Raw genomic sequence first — 15337 nt, 5'->3', positions numbered from 1 at the left:
GCAACCACTCTCCCCGTGACCAGTTTCAAGCAGATGTTCGAGGTCACGCTCGGAAAGATGCTGCAGACGGAACAGAGAGGCCCCTCAGACTTTATGACGCTCTACCTGAACTCCGCTGCAGTCCAGGACGGGTATCTCGACGAGTCCGCTCTGAAGTCCATGTGGGCATCCGACACCGATCGCCGCAATCTAGCTATTCGGGCCAACGACCTTGTCGTTTGCGAAGGGGGAGACGTGGGACGCAGCGCGCTGATAAAAGCCGATAGTCCTGCAATATTCCAAAACAGCGTGCACCGTGTTCGCCCCCGCCGGGGAAATGACATTCGGTTCGCCAAATACATTCTTGATGCCCTTCGCAGCAGCTCTTATCTCGACGTCCTCTGCAACAAAGCGACAATCCGTCATTTCACTGCAGAAAAGCTCGCAAATTTGGAAGTACCCCATGCCAGCATTGGTTTTCAAACGGCCGCTTGCGACTACCTCGACCGCGAAACAGCGCAGATCGACGATCTCATCAGAAAGCAGGAGCGGCTCATCGAGCTGCTCATCGAAAAGCGTCAAGCCGTGGTCACTGCATACGTATCGTGCTCGGTACAGCCCACGACTGAAGATCCTGGCTTAAGTTTGAAGCACCTCTATACCGTGACCGACGAACGGGCGGACGGTGCCGAACTTCCGCTCATGTCCGTCTCGATTCACCGAGGCCTTCACCGACGCGACGAGATAACGGATGATGAGCCGCGCGCCGCTGATCTCAGCAACTACAAGGTATCCAGACCCGGAGATATCGTCATTAACCGCATGCGCGCGTTTCAAGGGGCCCTCGGTACATCAAATCAAAGCGGTCTTGTCAGCCCCGACTACCTAGTGATTCGCCCCTCTAGGAGGGTCGATCCAACTTGGCTAGCAATGGTTCTCCGCTCGAAGTGGGCCGTAGGCGAAATGCAGTCCAGGGTGCGTGGTATTGGGTCAGTTGATCAAGGTGTCATCAGGACACCGCGTATCAACGTCAATGACCTCGGAGAGATCAGGTTCCGCGTCCCGTCGATAGACTCGCAACGCTCCAGCGTTGCCGGCCTTCGCGGGACCGTCGAGCGTCTGGATCACCTCTCGCAGAAGTGTGCAACTGCCGTGGGCTTGCTGCTCGAACGCCGCTCGGCACTCATTTCCGCCACTGTCACAGGCAGCCTCAAAGTACAGGAAGTTTGCTGAAATGACGCCTGCCATCGCAGAGGTTCCAGGAGACCGGGAAGTCACGGTTTTGCTTGGGGCGGGTGCCTCGGTGGAGGCTGGCCTCCCCACATCTACTCGTCTCACCGAACAAATCTTGAACGGGATCTCTAATGACAATCATGTCGGCCGCTCAGTTGCCGGCGCCCTCAATATGGCCGTTGGGGCAATGATCGCCCACGACACCGCCAGAGGCGGCGCAATCGCTGACGGGATCGACGTCGAGCGAGTCTTTGCGGCAGTCCGCATGCTCTCCCACAGAGATGACCTAGAGGTCTCGCCGTTCATATCTGCTTGGAACCCCTATCTGAACGAAGTCGATAAGGGTCCGGCACCTCGTCTTTCAAGCACGTGGGGTCGTAAATTCATGGGTGGCATAGCGGATGCTACCGAACGAGCACATCGAACAACCAAGTTGCAGGATGCTTTTCAAGACGGCGTTCGTGCCCTGACGCGCCAAAACCAACAGGGAACGACATTCAAGTTGCTGGAGCAGGCAATGCTGCTCCAGCTTCGGACTGCATTGAAAATTGATGCTGAGCGGATTGGGTACCTCGCACCTGTACTGACCCGATCCGCGTCGAATACCCGTGTTGCCACACTGAACTACGACCTAAGTCTTGAGTCGTTCTGCGAAGCAAACCGGATCCAGTACGACACTGGCATTGAGCAATGGAGTGGAGGTTTCAACTGGCATTGGAATAACCGTGCTGATCTCAGACTGCTCAAGCTTCACGGCTCGCTTGACTGGCAATATACGAATGAACGTCAAGGCCTCGACGCATTCGCGGATGACGACATTGCGGTCCGGCGTAGTGAACCCTCTGACGAAGATTTAGCGAGAGGGTCATCGCCCGCCCTGGTTTTCGGCCATGGAACGAAGCTGCGTGCGGAAGGCCCTTTTCTAGCAATGCTGAAGGAATTCGACCAGTTCCTAGAGGATTCAAATCACCTGGTCATAGTCGGATACTCGATGCGCGACGAGCACATTAACGCTGCGATAAAGCGCTGGGTAAACTCTCGACTCGCTCCGGTGATAACAATCATCGACCCATATCCCCCGGATGCAGCAGCCTACTGGGATCACAATGCATCCTTCTATTCTTCACTGCTAGCCAGGATTGAGAATCCTGCCGAGCACGGTCTTTCGCCGTCGAGTCAGTTGATATGCGAAACGGCTGCTGTGGGCCTGCTAAAGGTTTTCGGGATTTCCAGCCAGACAGGCACAGGCGAAAGTCAAATCGGAGGGGGAATCGATGGCGCAGCACAATGAAGTGACGTTTGAGGACGAGATCTGCCAGGCCCTCGCCGCTGAGGGCTGGATCTACGAACCACACCGCAAGGCCAACGAACTCTACGACGCCTCCCGGGGCCTTGTCCCGGAGGATGTGTTCGCGTGGCTGTCCGATACCCAACCGGAGCAGCTGGCGAAGGTCCTGAAGCCTACGGACTCCCCCGCCGAGCATGAGGTCGCGAAGCGGCTGCTCCTTGACCGGCTGTGCAAGGTGCTGGACAAGCCTGCAGCTAAAGAGGCCGGCATGCTCTCAGTGCTGCGCACTGGATTCAAGGACGTCGCCGCCAAGTTTGAGATGTGCCAGTTCAAGCCGGCCATGGGCCTGAACCCGGAGACCCTGGAACGCTACCAAAAGGTGCGTCTCCGCGTGATCCGGCAGGTGCACTACTCCACGGTCGACACCATGAAGAGCATCGACTTGGTCCTGTTCGTCAACGGCCTGCCTGTCGCCACCATAGAGCTCAAGACGGATTTCACGCAGAACATCAATGACGCCATCGAGCAATACCGCAAAGACCGGCTGCCCCGCAACGGCAAGAACAAGGATGAGCCGCTGCTATCGTTCGGCCGCCGCGCGCTGGTGCACTTCGCTGTCAGCAACGACGAGATCCAAATGACCACCGAGCTCAAGGGCAAGGACACCTACTTCCTGCCTTTCAACCTCGGGAATGACGGACACGCCGGCAACCCGGTCAACCCCAAGGGGTCAGCCACCAGCTACCTCTGGGAACAAGTGCTGCAGCGCGACTCCTGGCTGAACATCATCGGCAAATTCCTGCACCTGCAAATCAGCGACAAGACCAACCCTGTCACCGGCGAGCGGGAAGTCCGCAAGTCCCTGCTGTTCCCCCGCTATCACCAGTGGGACGTGGTCAACCACCTCATCGAGACCGCCCGGGCCGAGGGGCCCGGCCACCGCTACCTGGTCCAGCACTCAGCCGGGTCCGGCAAAACCAACTCGATCGCCTGGACGGCGCATCAGCTCAGCTCGCTGCACGGGGCTGACAATCAGAAGATCTTCGACTCCGTCATCGTCGTGACCGACCGGACCGTCCTGGACGCCCAACTCCAGGACGCGATCTACCAGATCGAGCACAAGTCCGGCGTCGTGGTCCCCATCCGCGGTAACGCGGGCTCCAAGTCCGGCGAACTCACTTCCGCGCTGGCGGCACGAACGCCGATCATCATCGTCACCATTCAGACCTTCCCGTTCGCGTTGAAGGCCATCGCCGAATCCCAAGCGCTCAAAGGTCGGAACTTCGCCATCATCGCGGACGAAGCCCACTCCTCACAGACCGGGTCCACCGCGAACAAACTGAAGAAGGTCCTGTCCGCGGAGGAACTGGCGGACGTCAACGACGGCGGCGAGTTCGACGTCGAAAGCTATTTGGCGGCCGAAATGGCTGAGCGTGCCGACGCCAAGAACATCAGTTACTTCGCCTTCACCGCCACCCCCAAGGCCAAGACCCTGGAGCTGTTCGGTCGCAAGGGCCCGGACGGGCTGCCGCAGCCGTTCCACCTGTACTCCATGCAGCAGGCCATCGAGGAGCGCTTCATCCTGGACGTGCTGCAGAACTACACCAGCTACAAGGTGGCCTACCGGCTCACCCATGAGGGCCGGGACTACGACTCGGACGACGCCCATATGGAGAAGTCCGAGGCGCTGAAGTCCCTGATGAACTGGGTGAAGCTGCACCCCTACAACATCAGCCAGAAGGTCCAGGTGATCGTTGAGCATTTCCGCGCGAACGTTGCCTGGCGGCTGGATGGCAAGGCCAAGGCAATGGTGGTCACAGGCTCCCGCAAGGAAGCCGTGCGATATAAGCTCGCCATCGACAAATACATTCTCGACGCCGGCTATTCGGGGTTGGGCACGATGGTTGCCTTCTCCGGCGAAGTGAACGACGACGAATCCGGGCCTGAGGCGTTCACCGAGCTCAGCATGAATGCCGGGCTCAAGGGGCGCACACTTCCCGAGGCGTTCTCCACCGACGAGTACAAAATCATGCTGGTGGCTAACAAGTTCCAGACCGGCTTCGACCAACCGCTGCTCGTGGCCATGTATGTGGACAAGAAGCTTTCCGGGGTCTCCGCCGTGCAAACGCTGTCCCGGCTAAACCGAACGGCCGTGGGCAAGGACCAGACGTTTGTGCTGGACTTCGTCAATAATCCGGGTGAGATTCTAGCGTCCTTCCAGCCGTACTTCCGCGAGGCAGCCCTGGAGGGCGTTTCCGACCCGAACGTGGTGCACGATCTGCAGGCCAAGCTCGATGCCGCGCAGATCTACCTGGAGTCCGAGGTGGACGGGCTCGTGAAGTCATATGTCCTGGAGGAAGGCAACAACGCGCTCTCCGGCTGGGTTGCTCCCGCGAAGTCGCGCTTCAACACCCGGTACAACGCCGGCGTCGCGGAGGGCAACAAGGCCGCCCAGGACGAGCTAGACCTGTTCCGAAAAGACCTCGGCTCGTTTGTTCGCTCCTACGACTTCCTCTCCCAGATCGTCGACTTCGCCGATACGGACCTGGAGAAGCGTGCAATCTACTACAAGCACCTCCTGCCGGTGCTCCGCGTGAACGACGCGAAGGTGGCCCTGGACCTCTCCGGGGTGGTGCTTGCCAAATACGCGCTCAAAGACAAGGGGCAGGCCCAGTTGCAACTCTCCGGCGATGATGCGCTGCTGAAACCGCCCACAGAAGTGGGCACCGGACAGGCGAAGGACCCGGTCCTCGCGACTTGGGAGGAGATCATCCAGCAGGCCAACCTTCCATTCGAGGGTGAGGAACTGGACGCTGTAGCGCACTTTGTCGAGGGAGTACGTAGGGAGCTCGTGAAGAACGAAACACTTCAGAAGCAGGCGCAGAACAACTCACGGAACCACTTCGGCAGCAGCCCGCACCTGGAAAAGGCCGTCACAGACGCGGTCTCGAACTCGATGGACAGCCACTACAACCTGAGTCTCCAGGCGCTCGGCGACAGGACGAAGATGAGTGCGCTACTAAAGATGCTGAGCGAGTTGGTCTACGAGGAACTGCAGGGGTCGAAGGCGCCCCAGCGCTGAGCCACGAGAGCACATTCGTCCTATTACGTGAGGCCAGGACGGTGGAAAGTCTGCCGTCGTGTTTCGGGTTCTGCTGCTCAATTCCAGTGGTTTCCCGGCTCAGTTCAAGTGTTACCTTAGCCAGAAACTTCCAAGGACCCCGTCCAATGAGCTCGCCACTTCTGCAGGAATAGCTCATGATGCAGCGGATGCAACGTAGCAACCCGATGATGATTCCTGGTGCTCACTGCCCGCAAATAATCCCCGTCTGGCCCCTCATCTGGAAGATCAGCGGAAAAATCTACGAGCTCAATGTCGAACTCTGTAGCTGGAAGAGTGAAGCATTCCAAAAGATTAACGTACCCCTCCCCCACCTGTTCCAAGTCTCCAAGGTACAGGGCAGCATAGGGTGTCGTGCTACTTGGATCCCTGCGAAGCAGAGTAGCTCTGTCCTTCGGAAGGGCCTCAACGGACCGCACTGGAAGGAAATTGAGATGGGTAACGGTTGATACGCCCCGCCCATTGCGCTTATCCAAGGCACAGTGATAAGTCGCTAGGAGCGCGGGACCCGCCAAGTCAGGCTCGTGCAGGTCCGGAATAGGGAGCTCCAAGAAGACGTCACCCTGACTAAGCCATCTCGCAGGCTGGACCGTCAACGCTGGAGTGTCGGCGGCTACCACCCGCTGTCGTCGACGGGCGCGGGTTCGTAACGGGCAGCACGAACGACTTCATCGTTCACCGGAAAAGTAGTCGGGCGATGAAACGAAGAAACACGTGACTCGGTGGCGTGAATGTTCAACAGGCCATCAGACACTGGGACACAAAAAGCCCAAAAGGCAGAACTGCGGCGCAACTTTTCTACAACGTCAAAGGCACCTGCCAGCGGATTACCACTTACAAGCGACGTTGGTGATGAGAGAATCGTCATCAGGAAATTAGCCCCCTAGTGGCGTCCGTGATGCATGCTTCGAAAACGAAGTTCTTTGCATCTCGAGCTTCTTCAAGCTTACCCGAAAGCTTGTCATCGAATGCTACATCAGACAGTGGCAGCGGCAGCGCTTTTTGGATATCTATGTCGAGGATGAGCTCCGCTCTTCGTTCGGCGTTTGGCTGCAAGACGGTGGTGATCGCCGCTGTGGCGTCAAACATACGCAGTGGCACTTGGACCTGTGTGAACATCCTATTCATCGCCTGTGGCAAGTAAGCCGGGATATCAACAGACATGCGGACATAGTCCCTAAGTTCCGCAGCCCGGTCCGGGATGGGAATGCGATTGATCGTCCTGACTCCTATTGACGTGACTGCAACAGGGTTGGCGGCGGCAGAATAACGAGTCCAATATTCCCGCGCTTCCGAAACGAACTCCTCCCACCTGCTGTATGGCGGTAGCCAGGAAAAGATGAAGCTGTCTCGTTGAGCTTGGACGACTCTTCGGCCATCCTTCCGGCGGAAGACAAAACCCAATCTCGAGGCCTTCACGTTATTGACGATTTCGGTGTCCACAACCGACACCTCCCCGTCAAACGCTATTGCCGGTTCGGGCGCCTGGAAGTCCTCCAAGTCGCCAAGGAGCCTTGAGAGCTCCTCCATGGATAAAGTACTCGAGGCCTCCACGTTGATCTGGAGGATGGCTTCAACGATTGGAGCTTTGGCGTAGCTGAGTGGAAGCTGTACTAGGTTACCGAGTTCGCCCCACTTGGAAAGATCCGCGTCGTGCGCCACTTATTCTCCCGGTCTCTTGACGAATTAAGATAGGACGCTTCCCAGCCTAGCTGTCAAAGAGCGGTGCATCGACGTGTTGCTGACCCGCCGGTCTCAGGGGACGCTCTGTTCAACGGAACCTAAACCCAAAAGCGAACATTTTAGCTTGCTGAGCGACTAGGGCAAAACGAAATCTTTGCTCGACGGTACAAGTTCCAGTGGAAAACCCCAGCATCGCCGTGTGATCTCACACCGCATCTTCCCGGGTTTGTGAGGCTGGGAGCGCACCGATGGCTCATCACAATAACAGATAATCCTTCAAACCTCCGCCGCCGGAGCCGCGAACTGGGCCTCGTACAGCCTCGCGTAAGCCCCACCCGCAGCCAGCAAGGAAGCGTGCGTGCCCTGCTCCACAATCTGGCCGGCCTCCATCACCAGGATGAGGTCGGCGTCGCGGATCGTGGACAGGCGGTGGGCAATGACGAACGAAGTTCGGTCGGAGCGCAGGGCACTCATCGCTTTCTGCACCAGCACCTCGGTCCGGGTATCCACGGAAGACGTCGCCTCATCCAAAATCAAGACAGAGGGCCGCGCCAGGAACGCCCGGGCAATCGTCAGCAGCTGCTTCTCCCCCGCGGACACGTTGGAGCCCTCATCCTCGAGAAGAGTGTCGTACCCGTCAGGCAGCGACCGCAGAAACCGGTCCACATACGTCGCCCGGGCCGCCTCCAGGATTTCGGATTCAGTAGCACCAGGACGCCCGTACGCAATGTTGTCCCGGATGCTCCCCGCGAACAGCCACGTATCCTGCAGCACCATCCCCATCCGCGAGCGCAGCTCGCGCCGCGGCACCGAGGTGACGTCCACGCCGTCGAGCGTTATCCGCCCCGCATCAATCTCGTAGAACCGCATCATCAGGTTCACCAGCGTGGTCTTCCCCGCCCCGGTAGGCCCCACAATCGCCACCGTCTGCCCGGGCTCCGCCACCAACGACAAAGAAGAAATCAGCGGCTGCTCCGGCGAATACGAGAACGACACATCCGAGAACACCAGCCGCCCCCGCCCAAACACAGGCCCGGCAGACGGCGCAGGCTCAACGGACTCCTCCTCCTCGTCCAACAGAGAGAACACCCGCTCGGCCGACGCCACCCCGGACTGCAGCACGTTGGCCATGAACCCCAGCTGCGCCAGCGGCATGGTGAACTGCCGCGAGTACTGGATGAACGCCTGCACATCGCCCAGTTGCATCGCCCCGGACGCCACCTGCATCAGGTTCACCTGCTAATGTCCCCGCTATGACCACATTCGAGCCCTCGCGATACGTCGCCGAAGCCCTCATTTCACTGTCGGCGGCGGCCTGGCCGGTCACTCTGGCGGAAGGTCGTGTGCGGCCGGTATCTGGCCTGTATGCGATATATGGCGATGCCGAAGCGTGGGCAAATCTAGGCCTCGACCCGCGTCCAGACTCCGCCCTGTACGTCGGTAAGAGCGAGGACAACCTCGTTCGCCGAGAACTCGACACCCACTTCGCAGTCGACCCTACCAAGAAGCCTCTAACAGGCCGCTCGACTGTGCGACGATCTTTCGCTGCGCTGCTCCGCGATCTGCTCGACCTGCATTCGGTTCCCCGTAACACCAACAAGCCCGGCCACTTCTCGAACTACGGACTCTTGCCAGCTGGGGACGCCCGGCTCACATCCTGGATGCACAAGCGCCTTTCGCTCGCGGTATGGGAGCGACCCGTGGGGATGGAGCAACCGCTCCTAGAAGTCGAAGTCGCAATCATCCAGCGCTGGACGCCGCCGCTGAACATCAGGGACAATCCCAAGCCGCTCCGTCGCCTGCGCAGGGCGCGTGAAGAGATGACCCGCGAGGCATCAGGCTCACAAGCCCGGCAGGCAACCGTGTCCGCGGCACGGGCTTCCATGCTCCCGTCCATCGAGTCTGATTCCACCCCCGCGGCGGGCGTACGAGGACTCACGCCGGTCGAGCTGGCACGCGAACTTGGCAGGAGCCCCAAGACGATCCGGCAGGCGCTGCGCGACAAGTACGGCAAACTGCCTTTTGAGGGTGACCGCTGGGGTGCTCTCACACCAGAGCAAGAACGCTATCTCCGGGCCCGCTTCCGCTGAATCCATCATTGCCTTGGCCGTATCCTGGCAACAGCTGATGCCCGAATAGCGGTGTTCGAGCGACACTTGCAGGCTGACCGTTCCTGCAACCTATTGATGCATCGCCGTCAGCCAACAGCTCCGCGCGCGCCGTCGAGCGTTCCAGCTCGTAGAACCGCATCATCAGGTTCACCTGAGTGGTCTTCCCCGCCCCGGTGGGCCCGACAATCGCCACCGTCTGCTCCGGCTCCGCACAAGACTCTGGGAGGAGATCGGCGGCTTCCGACTGAGGGGGAGCTACCCAGGGGATGTCTAGGAGAGCGGGGGGCCAGAAGAGGAACCGTCTTTACCGACGACACCTCGATTTAGATATGAACCGAGGAGAGAGTGCCTCATATAGTCTTCGACCCTACTTCTACATCTGCACGAGCCAACTCAACGAACCTGTCCATCTCATCACGGCAGTTCTCGCCCAGACGGTTCAGTTCCTCTTGGTTTCCTACGTCCTTCAGCGAGGTGATTCTGTCCAGAATTTGCCGCCCCGACTCACCCCGGCGCTGATCTTCAGTCAAAAGGCGAACGCCATAGTAGGCAGACCATGCTGAACTGCGCGTCCGGTGAACTTCATCGTCATCCGTCGACTCTTGCAGTTGATGGTCTTCGAACCACTGATCCATCACTCCCAAACTGCAGGTGGCGGTGGCGCAACCAAGCACTGTCGAACCCCAGCCGCTCGCCCAGTTCAATGATCTGCAGCGTTGACTCATGCCCCGCAGCTGGATCAAGAGGATCGAACAGCCCAATAGTGAGGAAACCAAGCTTGCGCAAAGGACGGGTGGGATGCGGCATCGGCTTCCTCCAAAACACAGGGACGTGGCTGATTTTCAGACTAGGCGGTGGCCCATCGCATGAACCAACATTTCCCGCGGACCCGGAGCCTTCACCCGAAACGCCCCAAAACCTTGACGGCATTGTCCATCCCAGGGTTAGGCTCACCACGGGCAGGCGACGGCGCCGCCACAGGAGGAATACATGTCATTGCAGGAAATCGAGTTCACGTCCGCCAACGGCCGGGACAAAATCCAGGCGTGGGTCTACGAGCCCATCGGCGCGCCCAAGGCGATCGTGCAGCTGATCCACGGGCTCGGCGAGCACTCCCGCCGCTACCTCCACCTCATCTCCACCCTGGTGGATGCGGGGTTCATCGTGGTGGCAGGTGACCATTCCGGGCACGGGCGCACCGCGATGCAGCAGGGCACCTGGGGCGACGCCGGCGAGGATGCCGCCAGCGTGGTGGTTGCGGACGAGGTCGCCCTCCAGGCCAAGGCCAGGGAGGCGCTCCCCCAGCTTCCGTACGTGGTGTTCGGCCACAGCTGGGGATCCATGATCGCCCGCGGCATGGCCGTCAATCCCGGTGCACAGCTTTCCGGCCTGATCCTCTGCGGCATTGCCGCCCAAATGCGAGGCATTGAAAAGATGATCAACCGGCCAGAACTGGCGCGGCTTGCCTCCGGCGAGCGCGCCACGGAGCCGGCGCCCGAGGAACTGGTGGGCCAGCTGTTCGACGGTTTCCTGGGCCGCTTCGGCGAAGGTGCCGGCCCCACTGCCTGGGTGGCGCTGGACGCCGACGTCGTTGCCGACCACGGCCGGGACCCCTTCAACAACTTCGGCGCACCCCTGAGCGCCCGGTTCCTGCAGGGCTTCGTGGACCTCTACGACCAGGTCAACTCCGACGACTGGTACAAACAGCTCCCCGCGGAACTCCCCGTGCTGATCCTCGCCGGCGACCAGGACCCCGTGACCAACTACGGCGAAGGGGCCTACCACGTGGCAAACCGCCTGGCCGATTCGGGCCACGCGGACGTCCGCACCCGCGTCTTCCCCGGCGTACGCCACGAGGTGCACAACGAACCCACCACCCGCGCCGAAACGGAGCGCGAAACGGTCGAGTTCATCCAGCGGGTCTCGCACCAGCGGCAGGAGTCGCCAGCACCGTCACCTACAGCCTGACGGTCCCAGAGGAAAGCACCTCCCAAGGAAGGGTCGACGACGGCACCCGCCCCGCCGCCGTCGTCGTCCCTTCCAGCGTGGCCGGACAGCGGCGGCCGGCCGCGAGAGCTGCTACGCGGCGTCCTCTGCGATGTCCTCCGCCCACAGGTCGGGGTTGTCCTCCTGGAACGCGCGCATCATCTCCACGCAGCGCGGATCATCCAGGACCACCACCTCAACACCGCGTGAGCGCAAAAGGTCGAACTCGCCGTCGAACGTGCGCGCCTCCCCCACCACCACCCGGGGGATCTTGAACTGGATGATGGTTCCCGTGCACATGGCACACGGTGCCAGCGTGGTGTAGAGCGTGGTGTCCCGGTAGCTCTTCTGCCGGCCGGCCGCGCGAAGGGCGGACATTTCCCCGTGCGCTATGGGGTCGCCGTTCTGGACGCGTTCGTTGTGTCCGCTCGCGATGACCACACCGTCACGGGCCAGTGCTGCCCCAATCGGGATGCCACCCTCCTTGAGGCTCTTTTGGGCAGCCTGGTACGCGGCTTCGAAGGCAGGGTCTGAAGTCGCTGGTGCAGCGGCAGACGCTTGAGATTCGTCAATCATGCGGCCATTCTCGCATGCGGCTATTGGCGCGCTGGCCGGGATCTGTAGACGTGGCCTGGGACGAGGGGCACGTCTTCGAAGAGCTGGGGGACGGACACCAGCTGGTAGCCCTGGCTCTGCAGCGCCGTAATGAGTTCCTGTTGCCCGGCTATGGTCGTCGGCTGGACGTCGTGCATGAGCACCATGGCGCCGGGCGCGATTTCCTTGAGGACTTTGGGCACGAAAACGGCCGGGTTCTTGCTTTGCCAGTCCAGTGAGTCGACGGCCCAGAGCATGAGGGGTTTGCCGACGGCGGCCTGGACGGGGGCATCGGCCGCGCCGTATGGGGGACGCATCATTGTCGGGATTGAGCCCGTGGCGGACGCGATGGCGGCATCCGTGCGCTCGATCTCTGTTTTCACCGCAGGCGGGGACAGCTTGGTCAGATTGGGGTGGCTGAAGGTGTGGTTCCCGATCGCATGTCCCGCCTGGGCGACCTGCTTGGCGATCGAAGGGTTGGCGGCGGCGTTGGACCCGGTCATGAAGAACGTGGCGTGGGCTTTCTTCTCCGCCAGGATGGCCAGCAACTGTGGTGTGGTGCGGGCGTCCGGTCCGTCGTCGTAGGTCAGCGCTGCGCACGGGACGAGGTCACAGTTGACGTGCCTGAGTGCCGGCGCTGTGGCCGGACGCGGTGCCGGGGCGGCGTTCAGCTGCTCCAATACCTGCCGGCCGTAGTCACTAAGGGCGCTCCCGGCATCGCCGGCATTCATCCTCATCGTCGCTTGACTGCCCGGCGCACCGGGCAGCTCTGCGCTGACGGTCAGTCCTCCCGCCGGGTCAAGAACCAGGTCGGTCAACGGCGGACCCTGCGGGGAAGGCGCCGCGATCTCAGCCGGGACACTCATGATGCGCGCTTGTATGGTGGGCACGGCCTCAGGCCGCAGCAGCTCGGCGCCACCGTGGATTCCCCCTGAAACGGTGTCCACGTACACGGTGCCAGACCTCACGGAAGCCATTCCGTTTGCCCCGGCACTTGTCACTTTTTCGCGGACGACGACTATTGTTCCGTTGGCCTGGACGGGGCGGGCTGAAACGGTCATTTCCGGGCTCCTGGACGGGGCAGGGTTCAGAGCCATCGCGGGCCGGTAGCGGCCATTCGCGGGGGCGGCTGCGTCCAAGATCCCGAGCAGCCAGGAGTCCAAGTGGGCGTTCAACCCTGGCAGCCCGTCGACGTACGTCCAGGATGCCTCGACGTGACTTCCTCCAACTTGCGCCGTCAACTTCATTGGATACCCGCCCGGCACCTCGACGGGTCGATCCGGGGCAACCGAAAGGGGCTCAGGCACCCGCACTACCTTGGGCTGGCTGGAAACCCGTTCGTGAAGCAGGATCAGGGAAGGGGCCCCGGCAACGCCGTCGCCGCCTAAGATGAGCGCCACTGCGCAGCACGACACCAGAAGGAAACGCAGGCAGACAGTGGCCATGCCCGGGCGTGCGTCTCCCAAACGCTGCCCCATCGATCCACAATCTCCTTTGGTTCCTGACGCCTTCCTTCCTGCAGAAGCCTACTAGCCAGCTCTTCGTTGCCTTTGTCAATCGCTTTGGTTCCCCACCTTTGTGAACTCCCGTTCAGGCGGTATTCAGACCACTGCTGACCGCTCCAACAGTTTCCGGATCCGTTCCACGGTTGTGTCGATGCCGCCCGTTGACTCGATCATCACGCCGGATTCGTCGCTCTGCAGCTCTTCCAGGGTTTCCAGCTGGGAGGTGAGCAGGGATGCCGGCATGAAGTGTCCGGGGCGCTGGGTGAGCCGGTCCTGCAGTGCTGGCCTGTCGGCCTGCAGCAGGATGAACGTGGTGGCCGGCGCGGCCGTCCGGATGGCGTCCCGGTAGCTGCGCTTGAGGGCTGAGCAGGCAACGATGGTTGCGCTGTCGCGGCTGCTGGACAGCTGGGTACCCACGAGGTGCAGCCACGGCCACCGGTCCTCATCGGTGAGGGGGACGCCGGAGGCCATTTTCTTGACGTTGGCTTCCGGGTGAAGGCTGTCGCCGTCGATGAAACTGGCGCCGAGCTGGGTGGCGAGCGCCTGGCCGACGGAGGATTTTCCTGCACCGGAGACGCCCATCACCACGATGCCCTGGGGCATTACAGGGCGCCCTGGTGTGCGGTGCCGGCGGGGATGGGGGTCAGACGGGTGACCTCGACGGGTTCTGCCAGGAGTCCTTCGAGTGAGGCGTTCAGCCGCTTGACGGCGTCGCCGACGCCGTGCGCGTCGAGCAGCTCGGCGCTCTCCCATTTCTCGATCATGACGATCTGACCGTTCGGCGCGTCGTGGATGGCGTACAGGAGGCATCCGGGCTCTTCGTGGACCTCGGCGATGGCGGGCTCGAGGGCCGCGACAACCTGGTCGCGGGCGCCGTCGTTGGGCGTGAAGACTGCTGTGACGACGATGGTCATGATGGTTCCTTTGCTCGATTGCTGGTGATGCTTAGGTAGATGCCTGTGTGGTCCAGGTCCCCGAGGCCCTCGGTGACCATTGTTTCGAAAGCCGATTTCAGCGTATTGGCAACGGGCAGCGCGAGGCCGGCGTCCGCCGCCGCGTCCGTCACAAACCGCAGGTCTTTGAGCTGGTTCTTGGCCGAACCGCCGCCGTCAAAGTCTCCGCTGATCCAGCGGCCGCCCTTCTGCTGGAGAACTTCGGAGTTGGCCAGCCCGCCCTTGAGGACTGCCTGGACCTTTTCCAGATCCAAACCTGATGCCTTCGCCAATGCCATCGACTCGGACAGGGCGGTGACGGTCGCCGCCACCACGATCTGGTTGCAGGCCTTCACGATGGCGCCGGACCCTGCTTCACCGAACCACATAACGGTGGAGCTGTAGAGCTCGAAAAGCGGCGTAAGCCACTCCACTACGCTCTGGGGCCCACCGGCCATGATGCTCAGCCGCCCCTGCTCTGCCCCGATGGTCCCGCCGCTGAGCGGCGCGTCGATGACCACCACCCCATAGCGGGACTTGCAGTGGGCTGCGAAGGCGGCGACCGCCGTCGGTGACACGGTGCCGTGGATGACCAGTACGGGTTCAACCACACCTGCCTGCGCCCACCTCGCGAGCAGGCCGTCGTCGCCCTCCAGGAGTGCTTCCACTTGGGGCAGGTCCGGCAGGACGGTGAGGACAACATCCGCTGCGGCGTCCGCCGGCCGCGCAGCTACCGTGCCCCCTTGGATGGCTTCGGCTTTTTGGCGGGTGCGGTTCCACAGCGTCAGCGGCACCCCGCCGTCGATGATGTTCCGGGCGATGGGGGCACCCATGGGGCCGGTGCCGAGCAGAGAGACGGAGACGCCGGAATCGAGGGGTGAGGACGGTCTGGTTTCTGTCATGGA

Annotated in this window: 13 protein-coding genes and 3 pseudogenes; 5 read left to right on the top strand and 11 right to left on the bottom strand. The window is 61.4% G+C overall.

Annotated elements, in window-relative coordinates; all coding sequences use genetic code 11:
- Window positions 1–15: 15 nt before the first annotated feature.
- From ASG86_RS05680 to ASG86_RS05670, 3 genes are read left to right on the top strand one after another with little or no spacing between them, the layout of a single operon-like run.
- Window positions 16–1212 (top strand): hypothetical protein, encoded by a 1197-nt coding sequence (locus ASG86_RS05680; protein ID WP_156386133.1) that lies wholly within the window; start codon window positions 16–18, stop codon window positions 1210–1212.
- Between the two features lies 1 nt (window position 1213).
- Window positions 1214–2503 (top strand): SIR2 family protein, encoded by a 1290-nt coding sequence (locus ASG86_RS05675; RefSeq protein WP_056331442.1) that lies wholly within the window; start codon window positions 1214–1216, stop codon window positions 2501–2503.
- Complete coding sequence (locus ASG86_RS05670; protein WP_056331440.1) at window positions 2487–5582, top strand: type I restriction endonuclease subunit R; 3096 nt, start codon at window positions 2487–2489, stop codon at window positions 5580–5582. The genes ASG86_RS05675 and ASG86_RS05670 overlap by 17 nt, the downstream gene beginning before the upstream one ends.
- Window positions 5583–6234: 652 nt before the next feature.
- On the opposite strand, the gene ASG86_RS20460 is transcribed toward ASG86_RS05670, so the two are convergent.
- The 3 genes and pseudogenes from ASG86_RS20460 to ASG86_RS05655 all read right to left on the bottom strand — a co-directional run.
- Window positions 6235–6489, bottom strand: a complete 255-nt coding sequence (locus ASG86_RS20460; RefSeq protein ID WP_156386132.1) for a hypothetical protein — start codon at window positions 6487–6489, stop codon at window positions 6235–6237.
- A complete protein-coding gene (locus ASG86_RS05660) occupies window positions 6489–7283 on the bottom strand; it encodes a TIGR04255 family protein (protein WP_056331436.1) in 795 nt (264 codons plus the stop codon). Before ASG86_RS05660 ends, ASG86_RS20460 begins: the two co-directional genes overlap by 1 nt.
- Before the next feature lie 297 nt (window positions 7284–7580).
- A pseudogene (locus ASG86_RS05655) lies at window positions 7581–8531 on the bottom strand (ABC transporter ATP-binding protein); the annotation flags it as partial.
- A 26-nt stretch (window positions 8532–8557) separates the two neighbouring features.
- On the opposite strand from ASG86_RS05655, the gene ASG86_RS20455 reads away from it, so the two are divergent.
- On the top strand, window positions 8558–9394 hold the full coding sequence (locus tag ASG86_RS20455) for a GIY-YIG nuclease family protein (protein ID WP_156386131.1): 837 nt from the start codon (window positions 8558–8560) through the stop codon (window positions 9392–9394).
- Between the two features lie 139 nt (window positions 9395–9533).
- On the opposite strand, the pseudogene ASG86_RS21185 reads toward ASG86_RS20455, so the two are convergent.
- The 3 genes and pseudogenes from ASG86_RS21185 to ASG86_RS20935 form a co-directional block, all read right to left on the bottom strand.
- Window positions 9534–9626 (bottom strand): annotated as a pseudogene (locus ASG86_RS21185) (ATP-binding cassette domain-containing protein); the annotation flags it as partial.
- Between the two features lie 139 nt (window positions 9627–9765).
- A complete protein-coding gene (locus ASG86_RS20635; protein WP_162253492.1) occupies window positions 9766–10050 on the bottom strand; it encodes a hypothetical protein in 285 nt (94 codons plus the stop codon).
- Window positions 10040–10222, bottom strand: a pseudogene (locus ASG86_RS20935) (LLM class flavin-dependent oxidoreductase); the annotation flags it as partial. The gene ASG86_RS20635 and the pseudogene ASG86_RS20935, both read right to left, overlap by 11 nt.
- A 183-nt stretch (window positions 10223–10405) precedes the next feature.
- On the opposite strand from ASG86_RS20935, the gene ASG86_RS05640 reads away from it, so the two are divergent.
- Window positions 10406–11383, top strand: coding sequence for an alpha/beta fold hydrolase (locus ASG86_RS05640; protein WP_056331429.1), 978 nt, complete (start codon window positions 10406–10408; stop codon window positions 11381–11383).
- Window positions 11384–11494: 111 nt separating this feature from the next.
- Here ASG86_RS05640 and ASG86_RS05635 read toward each other — a convergent pair whose 3' ends face one another.
- The 5 genes from ASG86_RS05635 to ASG86_RS05615 all read right to left on the bottom strand — a co-directional run bounded on the left by ASG86_RS05635 (window position 11495) and on the right by ASG86_RS05615 (window position 15334).
- Window positions 11495–11977, bottom strand: a complete 483-nt coding sequence (locus tag ASG86_RS05635) for a nucleoside deaminase (RefSeq protein ID WP_056331427.1) — start codon at window positions 11975–11977, stop codon at window positions 11495–11497.
- 20 nt (window positions 11978–11997) lie between these two features.
- Window positions 11998–13056 (bottom strand): polysaccharide deacetylase family protein, encoded by a 1059-nt coding sequence (locus ASG86_RS05630; protein WP_235565108.1) that lies wholly within the window; start codon window positions 13054–13056, stop codon window positions 11998–12000.
- Window positions 13057–13596: 540 nt separating this feature from the next.
- Window positions 13597–14103, bottom strand: a complete 507-nt coding sequence (locus ASG86_RS05625; protein ID WP_056331422.1) for a gluconokinase — start codon at window positions 14101–14103, stop codon at window positions 13597–13599.
- Window positions 14103–14414 carry a putative quinol monooxygenase gene (locus tag ASG86_RS05620; RefSeq protein ID WP_056331421.1) on the bottom strand — a complete coding sequence of 104 codons (312 nt, stop codon included), beginning with the start codon at window positions 14412–14414 and terminating at the stop codon, window positions 14103–14105. The genes ASG86_RS05625 and ASG86_RS05620 overlap by 1 nt, the downstream gene beginning before the upstream one ends.
- Complete coding sequence (locus ASG86_RS05615) at window positions 14411–15334, bottom strand: NAD(P)-dependent oxidoreductase (protein ID WP_056331419.1); 924 nt, start codon at window positions 15332–15334, stop codon at window positions 14411–14413. The genes ASG86_RS05620 and ASG86_RS05615 overlap by 4 nt, the downstream gene beginning before the upstream one ends.
- Window positions 15335–15337: the final 3 nt, after the last annotated feature.

The sequence above is a fragment of the Arthrobacter sp. Soil764 genome (assembly GCF_001428075.1).
In the GTDB taxonomy this organism is placed as follows: Bacteria; Actinomycetota; Actinomycetes; order Actinomycetales; family Micrococcaceae; genus Arthrobacter.
Note: the sequence above shows the minus strand (reverse complement) of the source record. Positions and strands in the feature narration are given on the sequence as shown.

What these genes read in the sequence shown, in the direction of transcription:
- ASG86_RS05675 (WP_056331442.1), top strand. Translation starts at nt 1,214, where the DNA reads ATGACGCCTGCCATCGCAGAGGTTCCAGGAGACCGGGAAGTCACGGTT.
- ASG86_RS05670 (WP_056331440.1), top strand. Translation starts at nt 2,487, where the DNA reads ATGGCGCAGCACAATGAAGTGACGTTTGAGGACGAGATCTGCCAGGCC.
- ASG86_RS20460 (WP_156386132.1), bottom strand. Translation starts at nt 6,489, where the DNA reads ATGACGATTCTCTCATCACCAACGTCGCTTGTAAGTGGTAATCCGCTG.
- ASG86_RS20455 (WP_156386131.1), top strand. Translation starts at nt 8,558, where the DNA reads ATGACCACATTCGAGCCCTCGCGATACGTCGCCGAAGCCCTCATTTCA.
- ASG86_RS20635 (WP_162253492.1), bottom strand. Translation starts at nt 10,050, where the DNA reads ATGGATCAGTGGTTCGAAGACCATCAACTGCAAGAGTCGACGGATGAC.
- ASG86_RS05640 (WP_056331429.1), top strand. Translation starts at nt 10,406, where the DNA reads ATGTCATTGCAGGAAATCGAGTTCACGTCCGCCAACGGCCGGGACAAA.
- ASG86_RS05635 (WP_056331427.1), bottom strand. Translation starts at nt 11,977, where the DNA reads ATGATTGACGAATCTCAAGCGTCTGCCGCTGCACCAGCGACTTCAGAC.
- ASG86_RS05630 (WP_235565108.1), bottom strand. Translation starts at nt 13,056, where the DNA reads ATGACCGTTTCAGCCCGCCCCGTCCAGGCCAACGGAACAATAGTCGTC.
- ASG86_RS05625 (WP_056331422.1), bottom strand. Translation starts at nt 14,103, where the DNA reads ATGCCCCAGGGCATCGTGGTGATGGGCGTCTCCGGTGCAGGAAAATCC.
- ASG86_RS05620 (WP_056331421.1), bottom strand. Translation starts at nt 14,414, where the DNA reads ATGACCATCGTCGTCACAGCAGTCTTCACGCCCAACGACGGCGCCCGC.
- ASG86_RS05615 (WP_056331419.1), bottom strand. Translation starts at nt 15,334, where the DNA reads ATGACAGAAACCAGACCGTCCTCACCCCTCGATTCCGGCGTCTCCGTC.